The 14,874-nt window shown below is 75.4% G+C and carries 13 protein-coding genes and 1 pseudogene; 7 read left to right on the top strand and 7 right to left on the bottom strand.

Annotated elements, in window-relative coordinates; all coding sequences use genetic code 11:
• Nucleotides 1-252: 252 nt before the first annotated feature.
• The 4 genes from AC07BS_RS11230 (at nt 253) to AC07BS_RS11215 (ending at nt 3,239) form a co-directional block, all read left to right on the top strand.
• On the top strand, nt 253-2,097 hold the full coding sequence (locus AC07BS_RS11230; RefSeq protein WP_478931521.1) for an FAD-dependent monooxygenase: 1,845 nt from the start codon (nt 253-255) through the stop codon (nt 2,095-2,097).
• Nucleotides 2,098-2,129: 32 nt separating this feature from the next.
• Entirely contained in the window at nt 2,130-2,216 is an 87-nt protein-coding gene (locus AC07BS_RS11225) for a putative leader peptide (RefSeq protein ID WP_372478799.1), read from the top strand.
• A 100-nt stretch (nt 2,217-2,316) separates the two neighbouring features.
• Nucleotides 2,317-2,856, top strand: coding sequence for a cupin domain-containing protein (locus AC07BS_RS11220; RefSeq protein WP_478641117.1), 540 nt, complete (start codon nt 2,317-2,319; stop codon nt 2,854-2,856).
• Nucleotides 2,853-3,239 (top strand): rhodanese-like domain-containing protein, encoded by a 387-nt coding sequence (locus AC07BS_RS11215; protein WP_478641022.1) that lies wholly within the window; start codon nt 2,853-2,855, stop codon nt 3,237-3,239. Before AC07BS_RS11220 ends, AC07BS_RS11215 begins: the two co-directional genes overlap by 4 nt.
• Nucleotides 3,240-3,352: 113 nt before the next feature.
• Here AC07BS_RS11215 and recX read toward each other — a convergent pair.
• The 4 genes and pseudogenes from recX to AC07BS_RS11195 all read right to left on the bottom strand — a co-directional run.
• Nucleotides 3,353-3,958 (bottom strand): annotated as a pseudogene (gene recX, locus AC07BS_RS11210) (recombination regulator RecX); the annotation flags it as partial.
• Nucleotides 3,880-5,001 (bottom strand): recombinase RecA, encoded by a 1,122-nt coding sequence (gene recA, locus AC07BS_RS11205; protein ID WP_478641024.1) that lies wholly within the window; start codon nt 4,999-5,001, stop codon nt 3,880-3,882. The gene recA and the pseudogene recX, both read right to left, overlap by 79 nt.
• 198 nt (nt 5,002-5,199) lie before the next feature.
• Complete coding sequence (locus tag AC07BS_RS11200; protein ID WP_478931519.1) at nt 5,200-6,522, bottom strand: AI-2E family transporter; 1,323 nt, start codon at nt 6,520-6,522, stop codon at nt 5,200-5,202.
• 113 nt (nt 6,523-6,635) lie between these two features.
• Entirely contained in the window at nt 6,636-6,830 is a 195-nt protein-coding gene (locus tag AC07BS_RS11195) for a DUF3046 domain-containing protein (RefSeq protein WP_478641026.1), read from the bottom strand.
• 80 nt (nt 6,831-6,910) lie between these two features.
• On the opposite strand from AC07BS_RS11195, the gene AC07BS_RS11190 reads away from it, so the two are divergent.
• The 3 genes from AC07BS_RS11190 (at nt 6,911) to AC07BS_RS11180 (ending at nt 13,577) form a co-directional block, all read left to right on the top strand.
• Nucleotides 6,911-7,852 carry a hypothetical protein gene (locus tag AC07BS_RS11190; protein WP_478641027.1) on the top strand — a complete coding sequence of 314 codons (942 nt, stop codon included), beginning with the start codon at nt 6,911-6,913 and terminating at the stop codon, nt 7,850-7,852.
• 119 nt (nt 7,853-7,971) lie between these two features.
• Nucleotides 7,972-12,732, top strand: a complete 4,761-nt coding sequence (locus tag AC07BS_RS11185; protein WP_478931516.1) for an ATP-dependent helicase — start codon at nt 7,972-7,974, stop codon at nt 12,730-12,732.
• 41 nt (nt 12,733-12,773) lie between these two features.
• Entirely contained in the window at nt 12,774-13,577 is an 804-nt protein-coding gene (locus AC07BS_RS11180; protein WP_478931515.1) for a DNA-formamidopyrimidine glycosylase family protein, read from the top strand.
• Nucleotides 13,578-13,667: 90 nt separating this feature from the next.
• Here the strand turns inward: AC07BS_RS11180 and AC07BS_RS11175 are convergent, their stop codons facing one another.
• From AC07BS_RS11175 to AC07BS_RS11165, 3 genes are read right to left on the bottom strand one after another with little or no spacing between them, the layout of a single operon-like run.
• A complete protein-coding gene (locus AC07BS_RS11175) occupies nt 13,668-13,991 on the bottom strand; it encodes a hypothetical protein (RefSeq protein WP_478641032.1) in 324 nt (107 codons plus the stop codon).
• Nucleotides 13,992-14,019: 28 nt separating this feature from the next.
• On the bottom strand, nt 14,020-14,232 hold the full coding sequence (locus AC07BS_RS11170) for a hypothetical protein (protein WP_478931513.1): 213 nt from the start codon (nt 14,230-14,232) through the stop codon (nt 14,020-14,022).
• A gap of 11 nt (nt 14,233-14,243) precedes the next feature.
• The gene (locus AC07BS_RS11165; protein ID WP_478641035.1) at nt 14,244-14,714 is read right to left on the bottom strand and encodes a Dps family protein; all 471 of its coding nucleotides are present in this window, start codon (nt 14,712-14,714) and stop codon (nt 14,244-14,246) included.
• Nucleotides 14,715-14,874 lie beyond the last annotated feature (160 nt).

Raw genomic sequence — 14,874 nt, 5'->3', positions numbered from 1 at the left:
CTCCGGCGCGTCCGGGGCCGAGTCCGGCCGCTCCACCCGCCGATGACGCCCCGTCGGCCCGCCCGGGCCGGCGGGGCGCACGCGTCCGGCGCGCCGTGGCGAGGCCTCTGATCGCTTGACGCGGACAGCGGCAATGGGTTGCATACGTTCTGTGATCGCGCACCGTTTTCCCCCTGCCAGTCCCCGTACGTCCCGTACGCACCACGCGCAGGGCCAGGTCACCGTCCGCGCCGGGGTCCGGGGGGTCGTGCCGTGGACCCGGTGATCGTGGTGGGGGCCGGGCCGGTCGGTCTGACCCTGGCCCTGGCCCTGGCCCGGTACGAGGTGCCCGTCACGGTGCTGGACGAGGCCCCCTCCGAGACCCCGGCGGGGGACGAGGGGCGCCTCGCGCGGACGGCCGTGCTGCGACCGGAGACCGCCGGGATGCTGGAGCGCCTGGGGTGCCCCACGGCGGACGGCGCCCGCTGGTCGGCCTGGCGGACGGTGCGCCGGCGGAGCGTGGTGACGCGGGTGCCGTTCACGACGCCGGGGGACGCGGGACACGCGGCGACTTCCGGGGTCGGGGCCGGGGTCGCCGAGGATCCGGTGGAAGCCGGGGCGGCGGGTGGCGACGAGGTCACGGACGTCCCAGCAGAACCGTCTCCGCTGCACCTCCCCCAGCACGCGCTGACCCGTGAGCTGGGCGCCGCGCTGGCCAAGGAGGCCGACGTACGGATCGTCCGCGACAGCCGGCTGACCATCCTCAAACAGGACTCCTCCGGCGTCACGGTGCACACCCGGGGCGACAACGGCACGGTCTGGCGCGCGAGTTACGTCGTCGGCTGCGACGGCGCCCGCTCCGTGGTCCGCAAGCTGCTGGGCGCGCGTTTCCCGGGCCGCACGGCCGTCGAGCGGCACGCGATCGCCGCGATCCGGGCGGAGCTGCCCTGGCCCGGCGAGGCCCTGCTGCACCGCTCGCCGCCGCGCGGCCGCGAGGTGACGGCCCGTCCGCTGCCGGACGGCGTGTGGCGGCTCGACTGGCTGCTGCCGCCGGACGGCGAACTGGTCACCCCCGACGCCCTGCTGGCCCACGTCGGCGACACACTGTCCGCCTGGTGCGGGGAGACACCGGCGTACGACCTGCTGGACACCGGAGTGCACGCCGTGCACCACCGCCTCGCGCGCCGCTGGCGCAGCGGGCGCGCCTTCCTGGCGGGCGACGCCGCGCACCTGCTGGGGGCGCTGGGCACCCAGGGGCTCGACGAGGGCCTGCGGGACGCCGAGAACCTCGCCTGGAAGCTGGCACTGGCCTGGCACCACGGGGCCTCCGACGCGCTGCTGGACAGCTACCAAAGCGAACGCCGGGCGGCGGTGGCGGAGCGACTGCGCGCCGCCGACCGCGCGCTGCCCGCGGTACGCGCCGAGAGCGGGTGGCACTCCGTACGTCGCGCGGTCGTACCGGGCGCCCTGCGCGGCCACGACGCGCTGCTGACCGATGGTCACCTGGGGCGCGGGAGCCAGGCCGCGCTGCCGGTCTACGCCCGCACGCCCCTGCTGCCCGCCGCGCCGCCGGCGAGCTCGGTCCTGGTGGGCACGGACGTCGGGGCGCCGGTGGAGGACGTGCCCGTGACCGCGCCGGACGGCTCCCAGGCGGGGCTGCGCGAGCGGCTGGGCGGCGATCTGCTGGTGGTGCTCGTCGCGCCGGGCACGGGTGTGTGGGAGCGGCGGCACTGGCTGGGCGCGGGGCTGATGCCCGGGCTGGCGGCGGCCGTCTCGGCGCTGCCGATGCGCGCGGAGCTGCTCGTGGCCGAGGGCTATCCGGGGGCGGCCGCGCACACGGTCCTGGTCGTGCGGCCCGACGGCCACCTCCTCGCGGCGCTGGACGGGGTGCGGCCCGCGGAGCTGTACGCGTGTGCCGACGCGGCGCGCGGCGGCCCGGCACAGGCCGCGCCGGGTGCCGACGCCGAAGCGGACAGGGTGGCGGACGGGACGGCGGTGCCGCACGGGGGCGTGGAGGCGGTGGTGGACGCGGGCGCCGACGCGCGCGCCGGCGCCGGAGCGAACGCGACGGCGGCCGGGCCCGGCGAAGCCACCAGTGAGGCTACGGCCAATCGTTGACCCGTCCGGAGCACCGTGGTTGACTCCGGAGCGTGACTGACGACGGCGCGCGTTTCTGGCGGAGGGTCCATCTCGACCTGGTCCGCTACGCGGGCTGTGTCTGTCGTCCGTCCTGCTGATCCGCTCCCACGTATCGCGCGACCGCCCGCCTCCGACGGCCGGTGTCGCGCGTTTCTCCTCGCGATCACTCAGGACGGTTTCGCTGTGTCTTCCCCACGTGTGTCCTCCTCCGTACGCGCCTCCCTGCCCGCCACCCCACGGCGCGGCCGGCCCTCCGAGGCCGCTCTCCTCGACTTCGTCCGCCGGACGGCCGCCGACGCCGCGCTCGTCGCCTCCCTGCCCCTCGACCCCGAGGGCCGCACCTGGATCCGGCTGGAGGGGCCGGGCGGCAGCGAGGCCTGGCTCATCGGCTGGCCGCCGGGCAGCGGCACCGGCTGGCACGACCACGGCGGCTCGCACGGCGCCTTCGCCGCGGCGGCCGGCCGGCTCACCGAGCAGTCGCTGGCCGCGCGGCTGCCCACCGAGGGCTGGACGTCGCTGGAGCTGGCCGACGACATCGACCGGGAGCGCCTGCTCACGGACGGCGACGGCCGGGCCTTCGGCCCGCACCATGTCCACCAGGTGTTCAACGCCTCCACCGAGGCGCACGCGGTGTCGGTGCACGCCTATCACCCACCGCTGCCCATGATGCGGCGGTACGGCCGCACCGGCCGGTGGCTCCGGCTGGAACAGGTGGAGTGGCCGGAGGAATGGGCATGAGGGTCGAGGAGCTGCTGGCCGCCGCGCGCGCGGAGCTCGACCGGCTCGGCCCGGCCGAGGCGGCCGCCGTCCAGGCCGGCGATGGCCTGCTGGTCGACATCCGCTACGCGGCACTGCGGGAGCGCGACGGAACCATTCCGGGCGCGCTCGTGGTGGAGCGCAACGAACTGGAGTGGCGGCTCGACCCGTTGTGCGACCACCGGGCGGACCGGGCCACGGGGCACGATCTGCGGGTGGTCGTGGTCTGCGACGAGGGCTACGCGTCGTCGCTGGCCGCCGTCTCGCTGCGCAGACTGGGGCTGCACCGCGCGACCGATCTGGTGGGCGGCTTCCAGGCCTGGCGGGCGGCGGGGCTTCCCGTCGCGCCCCACCCCGCCGGCTAGGGCCTGACACCACCCGGGACCGACCCGGGTCAGTCCTGGGGCAGCCAGGTGTCGAGCAGCTCGGGGTCGTCGCCCTCCTCCTCCAGGGCCCGGCGCACCACGCGCAGGGCGAGCCCCTCGGAGTACCCCTTGCGGGCCAGCATCCCGGCGAGGCGGCGCAACCGCTTCTCCCGGTCCAGGCCCCGGGTCGAGCGCAGCCTGCGCTCGACCAGCTCGCGGGCCGTGCGCTCCTCCTGCTCGGCGTCGAGCTGCCCGACGGCCTCGTCGATGAGCGCGGAGTCGACGCCCTTGGTGCGCAGCTCGCGGGCGAGGGCCCGGCGGGCCAGGCCGCGGCCGCGGTGCCGGGACTCCACCCAGGCCCCGGCGAAGGCCGCGTCGTCGATCAGGCCCACGTCCGCGAACCGGGAGAGCACCTCTTCCGCGGTCTCGTCCGGTATGCCGCGCTTGGCGAGCGCGTCGGCGAGCTGTTTGCGGGTGCGCGGCGATCCGGTGAGCAGGCGCAGGCAGATCGCCCGCGCCTGCTCCTCCGGTGACGACGGCGCCCCGGCCCCGGCCCTCGACGGGGAGGGGTCACCATCGTCCGTACGGGTGTCCGCCCGGGGCTGCCGTGCCTCGGGCCACTCGCTGCGCCGGGTCACCGCTAGCTCTTGGCCGCGGTCTTGGCGGCCTTCCCCGCGGACTTGGCGGCCGGGGCGGGCACGGACTTGGCCGGCTCGCCCGCGGCGGACGCGGCGTCGGCGCCGGGCTCGCCCGCCGGGGTCTCGGGCCGGACGCCCACGCCCAGCTTCTCCTTGATCTTCTTCTCGATCTCGTTGGCGAGGTCGGGGTTGTCCTTGAGGAAGTTGCGGGCGTTCTCCTTGCCCTGGCCGAGCTGGTCGCCCTCGTACGTGTACCAGGCGCCGGCCTTGCGGATGAAGCCGTGCTCCACGCCCATGTCGATCAGGCCGCCCTCGCGGCTGATGCCCTGGCCGTAGAGGATGTCGAACTCGGCCTGCTTGAACGGCGGCGAGACCTTGTTCTTGACGACCTTCACACGGGTGCGGTTGCCGACGGCCTCGGTGCCGTCCTTGAGGGTCTCGATGCGGCGGATGTCCAGGCGCACCGAGGCGTAGAACTTCAGGGCCCGGCCACCGGTCGTGGTCTCCGGGGAGCCGAACATGACGCCGATCTTCTCGCGGAGCTGGTTGATGAAGATCGCGGTGGTCTTGGACTGGTTGAGGGCGCTGGTGATCTTGCGCAGCGCCTGGCTCATCAGACGGGCCTGGAGACCGACGTGCGAGTCTCCCATCTCGCCCTCGATCTCCGCGCGCGGCACCAGGGCGGCGACGGAGTCGATGACGATCAGGTCCAGGGCGCCGGAGCGGACCAGCATGTCCACGATCTCGAGCGCCTGCTCGCCGGTGTCCGGCTGGGAGAGGATGAGGTTGTCGGTGTCGACGCCCAGGGCACGGGCGTACTCGGGGTCGAGGGCGTGCTCGGCGTCGACGAAGGCGACCGTGCCGCCCGCCTTCTGAGCGTTGGCCACGGCGTGGAGGGTGAGGGTGGTCTTACCGGAGGACTCCGGTCCGTAGATCTCCACCACTCGGCCGCGCGGGAGGCCGCCGACGCCGAGGGCCACGTCAAGGGCGGTCGAACCGGTGGGAATGACCTCGATCGGCTCGTTCGCCCGGTCGCCCAGGCGCATCACGGCGCCCTTGCCGAATTGCCGTTCAATCTGCGCGAGCGCGGCGTCCAGGGCCTTCTCGCGGTCGGTTCCTGCCATGGGTTCCACCCGGTTCGCTTGAGTCGATCGCTTCACGTCCACGACGCTAACGCCTGCCACTGACAATGCGCCCGGGCGTCGCCCCGGCCTGTGGAAAACCCGCGGATTTCCTGCCTCCACCCGGGCCGGGACACCCATGAGAATGGATGTTCGAATTTACTGTCAAGCGCGCCACACCGGCCCGTCGGGGCGGTCCCGTCAGCGCCTGCGCAGCGCCTCGCGCAACCGCGCGAGCACCCTGGAGCGCCCCTCGCCCGGGGCGCGCCGGGGCGCGCGACCAGGGGCGCGACGGGCCGGCGAACGCCCGCTGTCGGTGTCGCCCGCGGCGCCCCCGGCGCCCCCGGCACCCCCGGCGGCCGGAGCGCCTCCACCGTCCGGGCCCTCACCCCGGCCCTCGTCCGGACCCTCGTCCGGGCCCGGGCCCTCCCCCGCCACCTCGTACCGCTTGACGTACACCCCCAGGAACGCCTGCAACGTCGCCGTCGCCGGGATGGCCACCAGCGCGCCCACCGCGCCGAGCAGCGCGGCGCCCGCGACCACGGAGCCGAAGGCCACGGCCGGGTGGATGTCCACGGTCCGGGCGGTGATGCGCGGCTGCAGCAGGTAGTTCTCGAACTGCTGATAGACCACGACGAAGGCGAGCACCCACACCGCGTACCAGGGATTGACGGTGAAGGCGAGCAGCACCGGCAGCGCGCCCGCGAGGTAGGTGCCGATGGTCGGCACGAACTGCGACACCAGGCCCACCCAGACCGCCAGCGCCGGGGCGTAGGGCACGCCCAGCGCCTCCAGCAGGACGTAGTGGGCGATGCCGGAGATGAGGGCCATCAGGGCCCGCGAGTAGATGTAGCCGCCGGTCTTGGCGACCGCGATCTCCCAGGCGCGCAGGACCTCGGCCTGCCGTCGCGGTGGCAGCACCGAGCACAGCGCCCGGCGCAGCCGGGGGCCGTCGGCCGCGAAGTAGAACGCGAAGAGCAGGACCGTCAGCAGCCGGAAGAGCCCGCCGAGGACCGCGGCGGAGACGTCCAGTACGCCGCTCGCGCTGTTGCGCACGTACTTCTGGAGCCAGTCCGAGCGCAGCACGCTCTCCTGGATCTCGACGCGGGAGAGGTGGGTGCGGAAGGTCCGGTTGGTCCACCGGATGAGGGCGTCCAGGTAGGTGGGGAAGTTCTCCACCATGCTCTGGATCTGCCCGGCGAGCATCGAGCCCAGGAGGGTGACGAACCCCACGGCCAGGGCGGTCACCCCGAGGAAGACCAGACCCGTGGCCAGGCCGCGGCGCATGCCGCGGGCCGCCATCCGGTCCACGGCCGGCTCGATGGCCAGCGCCAGGAAGAACGCGATCAGGATGTTGACGAAGAGACCGATGAGCTGGTGGAAGGCCCAGCTCGCGAGCTGGAAGCAGGCGAACAGGGCGAGGGTCACCACCACGGCGCGGGGCAGCCAGCGCGGAATCCGCGTGTCGTCGGCGGCCCGGGGCGGGCGGGGGGCGTCCGGAACGGTGTCGTCTGTCGCTGCCACGCAGCAAGTGTGGACTATCCGACGAAATGAGCGGCCCCGCCATGGGGCGTCGACGCCATGCAGCGCCCACGTCATGAGCCGCGGTGGGGACGCCCGGGCCGGACGCGACCGGTTCAGCGCCGGTGGTCGGGGATCTCCATCGCCCGGCACACGGCGCGCCAGACGTCCTTGGCGTCCCAGCCCGCGTCCAGCGCCTGGTGGACGGTCCTGCCGCCGAGCTCGGACATCACATGATCGCGCGCGAACGAGTCGGCGTACGCCGCTCCGAAGTAGTCCGCCATTCGCTGCCAGAAGACCGTCAACCGCATGGACCAAGTATCCCGCCCCTGAGAGTGCAGCCGTGCACGAGCCGGTCCCCGGGGGCGCCGGGCGCCCTACGGTCTTGTGCATGGTCCCCTCCGGAGCATCCGCCGTAGCCCGCGCCGAACACTTCATCTGGCTCACCGCCCGCGTCCTGGAGCAGCGCAGATTCGCGTACCACTTCCTGGGCGGCGGACCCGACGCCGTCGAGGCGGCGCTGACCGCCTACACGGGGGACGACGGGGGCTACGGCTTCGCCCTGGAGCCGGACCTGCGCGGCCCGGTGAGCCAGCCGCTGCACGTCGCGCACGCCCTGCGGGTGCTGGACGAGATCGGCCGGTGCCGGGACCGGCGGGTGGAGCGCGTGTGCCGGTATCTGACGGCGGTCTCCACCACGGACGGCGCGCTGCCCGCCCTGCACCCGTCGCTGCGCGGCTACCCGGCGGCCCCCTGGATCCCCGTGGTGGACGACCCGCCGAGCGACCTGCTCGCCACCGGCCCGGTGGTGGGGCTGCTGCACCGCAACGAGGTCTGGCACGCGTGGCTGTTCCGGGCCACCGACTTCTGCTGGGCCGCCGTCGACGCCCTGGGCCGGGGGGCGCGGACCCACCCCTACGAGGTCAGGGCCGCCGTCGACTTCCTCGACGGGGCGCCCGACCGGGCCCGGGCGCAGGCGGCGGCCGAACGGCTCGGCCGGGCGGTACGGGAGCAGCGGCTGGTGGTCCTGGACCCGGAGCGCGCCGCGGAGTACGCCCTTCCGGAGGGGTACGCGCCGGGCGAGCACCACTTCCCGCACGACTTCGCCCGCACGCCCGCCTCGCTGGCCCGCTCCTGGTTCACCGACGCCGAGCTCGCGCGGTCGCTGGACTTCCTCGCCGCCGCGCAGGAGGCGGACGGCGGCTGGCCGGTCCGGTGGCGGGCCTGGGCCCCGGGCACGCTCCTGGAGTGCCGGCCGGTGGTGACCATCGACGCGCTGCTGACGCTGCGGGCCCACGGCCGCCCGGTCCACGGCCGCCCGGTCCAGGGCTGACCGGTCCAGGGCTGACCGGTCCAGGGCTGACCGGCGGATCCCTCGCGCGAGCGGGCCCCGGGGGCCGACGTGCCGCGGCCCGGGCCGGATTGTCAGTGGTCCGGTGCACGATGGGGGGCATGGCGAACGACACGGCCCACGGTCCGGCGGACGACCACGCCGCGGCCCTCGACGCGTTCTCCCCCGCGACCCGCGCCTGGTTCAGGGGGGCCTTCACGGCGCCCACGGCCGCGCAGGCCGGCGCCTGGCGGGCGATCGGCGAGGGGTCCGACGTGCTGGTCGTCGCGCCCACGGGCTCCGGCAAGACCCTGGCCGCCTTCCTCGCCTCGCTGGACCGGCTGGCGAGCATCCCGCCGCCCGCCGAGCGGAAGCGGCGCTGCCGGGTGCTGTACGTCTCGCCGCTGAAGGCCCTCGCCGTCGACGTCGAGCGCAATCTGCGCAGCCCCCTCACGGGCATCCGCCAGGAATCGGTGCGGCTGGGCCTGCCCGAGCCCGACGTCCGGGTCGGCATCCGCTCCGGCGACACCCCGGCCGCCGAGCGGCGGGCCCTGGTCACGCGCCCGCCGGACATCCTGATCACCACGCCCGAGTCGCTGTTCCTGATGCTCACCTCCGCGGCGCGCGACGCGCTCGTGGGCGTGGAGACGGTGATCCTCGACGAGGTGCACGCCGTCGCCGGGACCAAGCGCGGCGCCCATCTGGCGCTCTCGCTGGAGCGCCTGGACCAGCTGCTCCCCCGGCCCGCCCGCCGCATCGGCCTGTCCGCGACCGTACGGCCGGTGGACGAGGTCGCGCGCTATCTCTCCCCCCGGCGCAAGGTCGAGATCGTCCAGCCGCCGTCCGGCAAGGAGTTCGACCTGTCGGTGGTCGTGCCGGTGGAGGATCTGGCCGAGCTGGGCGGCTCGCCCGTGCAGGAGGGCGGTGACGGCAAGGAGAAGCCGTCCATCTGGCCGCATGTGGAGGAGCGCATCGCCGACCTCGTCCAGGCCCACCGCTCCACCATCGTCTTCGCCAACTCCCGCCGGCTGGCCGAGCGGCTGTGCAACCGCCTCAACGAGATCGCCTACGAGCGCGCCACCGGCGAAGCCCTGCCCGAGCACCACTCCCCCGCCGAGCTGATGGCCGAGTCCGGCGCGGCCCGGGGCGCCCCGGCGCTCCTCGCCCGCGCGCACCACGGCTCGGTCTCCAAGGAGCAGCGGGCCCTGGTCGAGGAGGACCTCAAGGCGGGCCGGCTGCCGGCCGTCGTCGCCACGTCCAGCCTGGAGCTGGGCATCGACATGGGCGCGGTCGACCTGGTCGTGCAGGTGGAGTCGCCGCCGTCGGTCGCCTCCGGGCTGCAGCGCGTCGGCCGCGCCGGGCACCAGGTCGGCGCGGTCTCCACCGGCGTGGTCTTCCCCAAGTACCGGGGCGACCTCGTGCAGGCGGCCGTGGTGACCGAGCGGATGCGGCAGGGTGCCATCGAGGCCCTGCGCGTACCCTCCAACCCACTGGACGTGCTGGCCCAGCAGATCGTCGCCATGGTGTCCATGGACGCCTGGGACGCGGAGGAGCTGCTCGCCCTGGTGCGCCGCGCGGCCTCATTCTCGTCGCTGCCGGAGTCCGCGTACACCGGGGTGCTCGACATGCTCGCCGGGCGCTATCCGTCCGACGCCTTCGCCGAGCTGCGGCCCCGGCTGGTGTGGGACCGCGTGACCGGAGAGCTCACGGGCCGCCCGGGGGCGCAGCGGCTGGCCGTCACCTCCGGCGGCACCATCCCCGACCGCGGCCTCTTCGGCGTCTTCCTGGCCGGCGCGGACCCGAAGAAGGGCGGCGGCCGGGTCGGCGAGCTGGACGAGGAGATGGTCTACGAATCGCGCGTCGGCGACGTGTTCACCCTCGGCACCACCTCCTGGCGCATCGAGGACATCACGCGCGACCGCGTCCTCGTCACCCCCGCCCCCGGCACCCCCGGCCGGCTGCCGTTCTGGAAGGGCGACCAGCTGGGCCGCCCGCTCGAACTGGGCCGCGCGCTGGGCGCCTTCCTCCGGGAGCTCGGCGGCCTGACGCCCGACGCGGCCCGCGAGCGGCTCACCGCGGCCGGCCTGGACCGGTGGGCGGCGGACAACGTCCTCGCCTATGTGGACGAGCAGCGCGCCGCCTGCGGGCACGTCCCCGACGACCGGACGATCGTCGTCGAGCGCTTCCGCGACGAGCTGGGCGACTGGCGGGTCGTCGTCCACTCCCCCTTCGGCGCCCAGGTCCACGCCCCCTGGGCACTGGCCCTCGGCGCCCGGCTCGCCGAGCGCTACGGCATGGACGCCCAGGTGATGCACGCCGACGACGGCATCGTGCTGCGCCTGCCCGACGCCGATGTGCTGGGCCTGGACCTGCTCGACGCCGACCCCGCCCGGCAGGGCACCGAGTACGACGGCGAGCAGTCCCCCGTGGGCGCCGCCGACGTCACGTTCGACCGGGGCGATGTCGAACGGATCGTCACCGACCAGGTCGGCTCCTCCGCCCTGTTCGCCTCCCGCTTCCGCGAGTGCGCGGCACGCGCCCTGCTGCTGCCGCGCCGCGACCCCGGCAAGCGCACCCCGCTGTGGCAGCAGCGCCAGCGCGCCTCCCAGCTGCTCCAGGTGGCGAGCGAGTTCGGCTCGTTCCCGATCATCCTGGAGGCCGTCCGCGAGTGCCTCCAGGACGTCTTCGACGTCCCCGGCCTGACCGAGCTGATGGGGGACATCGAGTCCCGCCGGGTCCGGCTGGTCGAGGTGACCACCGCCGAGGCCTCGCCGTTCGCCCGCTCCCTGCTCTTCGGCTATGTCGCCCAGTACCTCTACGAGGGCGACTCCCCGCTCGCCGAGCGCCGCGCCGCCGCCCTCTCCCTGGACTCCCGGCTGCTGTCCGAGCTCCTCGGCCAGGCCGAGCTGCGCGAGCTCCTCGACCCCGACGTGCTCACCGAGCTCGAACGGGAGCTGCGGTGGCTGACCGAGGACCGCCGCGCCAAGGACCGCGAGGGCGTCGCCGACCTGCTGCGTCTCCTCGGCCCGCTCACCGACGCCGAGCTGGCCGAGCGCGGCGCGGAGCCGGAGTGGGCCCGGGAGCTGGCGGACGCCCGCCGCGCCCTGCGGGTGCGTATCGCCGGCCAGGAGCACTGGGCGGCGATCGAGGACGCCGGGCGGCTCCGCGACGCCCTCGGCACGGCCCTGCCCGTGGGCGTGCCCGAGGCGTTCACCGAGCCCGTCAAGGACCCTCTCGGCGACCTCCTCGCCCGCTTCGCCCGCACCCACGGCCCGTTCACCTCCGCGGACGCCGCCGCCCGCTTCGGCCTCGGCACGGCCGTCACGGACGGCGCGCTGCACCGCCTGGCGGCGGCCGGCCGCGTCGTCCAGGGCGAGTTCCACCCCTCCGGCATCGGCCAGGAGTGGTGCGACGCGACCGTCCTGCGCCGGCTGCGCCGCCGTTCGCTGGCCGCGCTGCGGCAGGAGCTGGAGCCCGTGCCGCCGGCCACGCTCGCCGCCTTCCTCCCGCAGTGGCAGCACGTCGGCTCCGACAGTCTGCGCGGCCTGGACGGGCTGGTGCGCGCCGTCGAACAGCTCCAGGGCGCGCCGGTCCCGGCCTCCGCCCTGGAGAAGCTCGTCCTGCCCGCCCGCGTGGCGGACTACTCCCCCGCCCTGCTCGACGAGCTCACGGCGGCGGGCGAGATCGTCTGGGCCGGCGCCGGGGCGCTGCCCGGCAAGGACGGCTGGGTGTCCCTGCTGCTCGCCGACGCGGCCCCCCTGCTGCTGCCGGCGCCCCATCCGCTGGAGCTCTCCCCGGTCCACCGGGCCGTCCTCGACGCCCTGTCCGGCGGCTACGGACTGTTCTTCCGTCAGATCGCCGACCGGGTGCGGGAGGCGGTCCCCGACGCGGGCGACGCGGTCACCGCGGACGCCCGGATCGCCGAGGCCGTCTGGGACCTGGCCTGGACCGGCCGGCTGACGAACGACACCCTCGCCCCGCTGCGCTCCCTGCTCGGCTCCGGCCGCACGGCCGGCTCCACCGCCCACCGCGCCCGGCGCTCGGTCCCCCGCGGCCGCTACGGCGCCTTCCTCGGCCGTACGAGCACGCTCGCCGCGGCCGGCCGGCCCACCGCCTCCCGCGGCGGCCCACCGACGGTCGCGGGCCGCTGGGCGCTGCTGCCCGGCCGCGAGCCGGACGCCACCCACCGGGCGCACGCCCTGGCCCGTACGCTCCTGGACCGGCACGGCGTGGTGACCCGGGGCGCGGTCGCCGCCGAGGGCGTCGAGGGCGGCTTCTCCGCCGCCTACCGGGTCCTCGCGGCCTTCGAGGAGAGCGGCCAGGCCCGCCGCGGCTACGTCGTCGAGGGCCTGGGCGCCGCGCAGTTCGCCATGGACGGTGCCATCGACCGGCTGCGGGCCGCCGGCACGGCCCGCGAGCGCGCCGCCGGAGCGGCGGAGGCGCCCTGGGAGGCCCCGCGGCCCACCGGCCGCCCCGCCCGCCGCCGGGCCCTCGTGCTGGCCGCCGCCGACCCGGCCAACGCCTACGGCGCCGCCCTGCCCTGGCCCGAGCCGCCCGCCGGGGCGACCCACAAGCCGGGCCGCAAGGCGGGCTCCCTGGTCGTCCTCGTCGACGGCGCGCTGACGCTCTACGTGGAGCGTGGCGGCAAGACCCTGCTCGCCTGGCCGGGCCGGGACGGCGACGGTCCGGCGGACGCGGACGCCGACGACCCGGGCCTGCGGGAGGCGGCCGCGGCGCTCGCCGAGGCGGCCCGCGCGGGGGCCCTGGGCACGGTCACCGTCGAGCGCGTCAACGGCGCCGCCCTGACCTCGCCGCTGGGCACGCTGCTGGAGTCCGTGGGCTTCCACGCCACACCGCGGGGGCTGCGCCTGCGCGCCGGCTGACGAAGGCGACATCATGGGCTCAGGCCCGAAGGAGACGTCCCATGCCCGAAGGAGACACCGTCTGGCGCACCGCGCGGGACCTGCACGAGGCCCTGGCCGGCGAGCCCCTGCTCCGGTGCGACCTGCGCGTGCCGAGCCTGGCCACGGCCGACCTCAGCGGCCGGACGGTGGCCGAGGTCGTCCCGCGCGGTAAGCACCTGCTCACGCGTGTCGAAGGGGGGCTCACCCTCCACTCCCACCTGGGCATGGACGGCTCCTGGCGGATCCACGTCCCCGGCGAGCGCCCGCGCGGCGGAGCCGCCCACCAGATCCGGGCGGTCCTCGGCAACTCCGGCCACACGGCCGTCGGCTACCGCCTGCTGGCCCTGGACCTCCTGCGCACCACCGACGAGAGCACCGTCGTCGGCCATCTGGGGCCCGACCCGCTGGGCCCCGACTGGGACGCCGAGGAAGCCCTCCGCCGGCTGCTCTCCGACCCGGGCCGGACCATCGGCGAGGCCGTCCTGGACCAGCGCAACCTCGCGGGCGTCGGCAATGTCTACAAGTCCGAGCTGTGCTTCCTGCTGCGCGTCACCCCGTGGCTGCCCATCGGCTCGCTTCCGGACCCCGGCCGCCTGGCCGCCCTCGCCCGGAAGCTGCTCGACGTCAACAAGGCCCGTACCGCCCGCGTCACCACGGCCGACGCCCGCCCCGACCGCCGTCTGTGGGTGTACGGCCGGGCCGAGCGGCCCTGCCGGCGCTGCGGCACCCCGGTCCTCACCGCCGCCCAGGGCGCGGCGGGCCAGGAGCGCACCACGTACTGGTGCCCCCACTGCCAGACGGGCCCCGCTCCCCCGACCGGCTGACGCACGGCCGCGCCCGCCGCCGCTGACCCACGTGGGTGACCCCGCAAGCCCCGCAAGCCCCGCAAGCCCCGTACGGGACCTCCCGGCCCCTCAGGCGTCCGGGCCGCCCGCCCCGGCCTCGTCGCCTCCCCGGCGTCCCCGGCGCGCTCGGCGCTCCCGGCGTGGGGAGCAGTGCACCGGCAGCAGGCTCAGCCCCCATCCGCCGGTCGCGATCAGCCCCTCCGCCAGCCCCGGCCGCCCCGGCTGCGCCAGCAGCCGGACCACGGCCCAGCACCACAGCCCGCCCGCCACGAGGGCGAGCACCCGCACGCCGTACTCCAGGGGGTCCGGGCGCCCCCGGCGGTTCCCCTGCCGCCGGGCGCGGACCCGGGCGTTCCGGCCGTACCGGTCGTTCCGGCGGACCACACCCACCACGCGCACCTCCTCGGCCCCTCGGCCGGCCTCAGCCGGCCCGCTCCTGGAGCAGCGCTGCCAGCTGCCGCTCCAGCTCGTCGATGCGCCGGTCGCGCCGGTGCAGCTCGACGACCACGCGCGCCTCGCCCTCCCGGACGCCCTCCTGGAAGACGGCGCGCACGAACGTCCCCGCGGTCGCCTGGTCGAGGTCGGAGACCACCACCAGGTCGCGCGTGAAGCGGATCACCGGGTGCTCGGCCATGACGGACCCGCTCAGGCGTTCTCTGCCTGGAACATCCAGTGGTGCTTCTCCAGATCGCCGGTGAGGCCGATGAGGATGTCCTGGGTGACCGGGTCCGGATCGGCCGTGGCCGTGATGCGCTCGCGCATGCGGGTGATCACCGCGCCGAGCGCCGCCACCAGGGTCTTGACGGCGTCGGTGTCCTTGATCCAGCCGCCGCCGACCGGGTCGATGCCGCTGGTCTTCGCGACGGTCTCGGCCCGCCCGTCCGGGGTGATGCCCAGCGCCGAGGCCCGCTCGGCGACCGTGTCACCGTGCGTGCGCGCGCTCGCGACGACCTCGTCGAGTTGCAGGTGGACGGTACGGAAGCGCGGTCCCACGACGTTCCAGTGGACCTGCTTGGCCACGAGGGAGAGGTCGACGAGATCGACCAGCGAGCCCTGGAGGGCATCGCCGACGATCTTGCGGTCCTGTTCCGACAGTGGGCTCTTCACGACAGACATCCGCTTCCTCCTCGGCCCGTTATGTCACGTTCACCCGCTTTCCCACCATGGCACAGGGAGACCGAATCGGCCGGAGGAAGCCGGAAGGACGAAGGGAGGACGAAGGGAGGACGAAGGGAGGGCAACGGAAGGGCGACGGGAGGGCGAAGAGACGGAAGGG

The sequence above is a fragment of the Streptomyces sp. NPDC044063 genome, from assembly GCF_056434285.1.
Note: the sequence above shows the minus strand (reverse complement) of the source record. Positions and strands in the feature narration are given on the sequence as shown.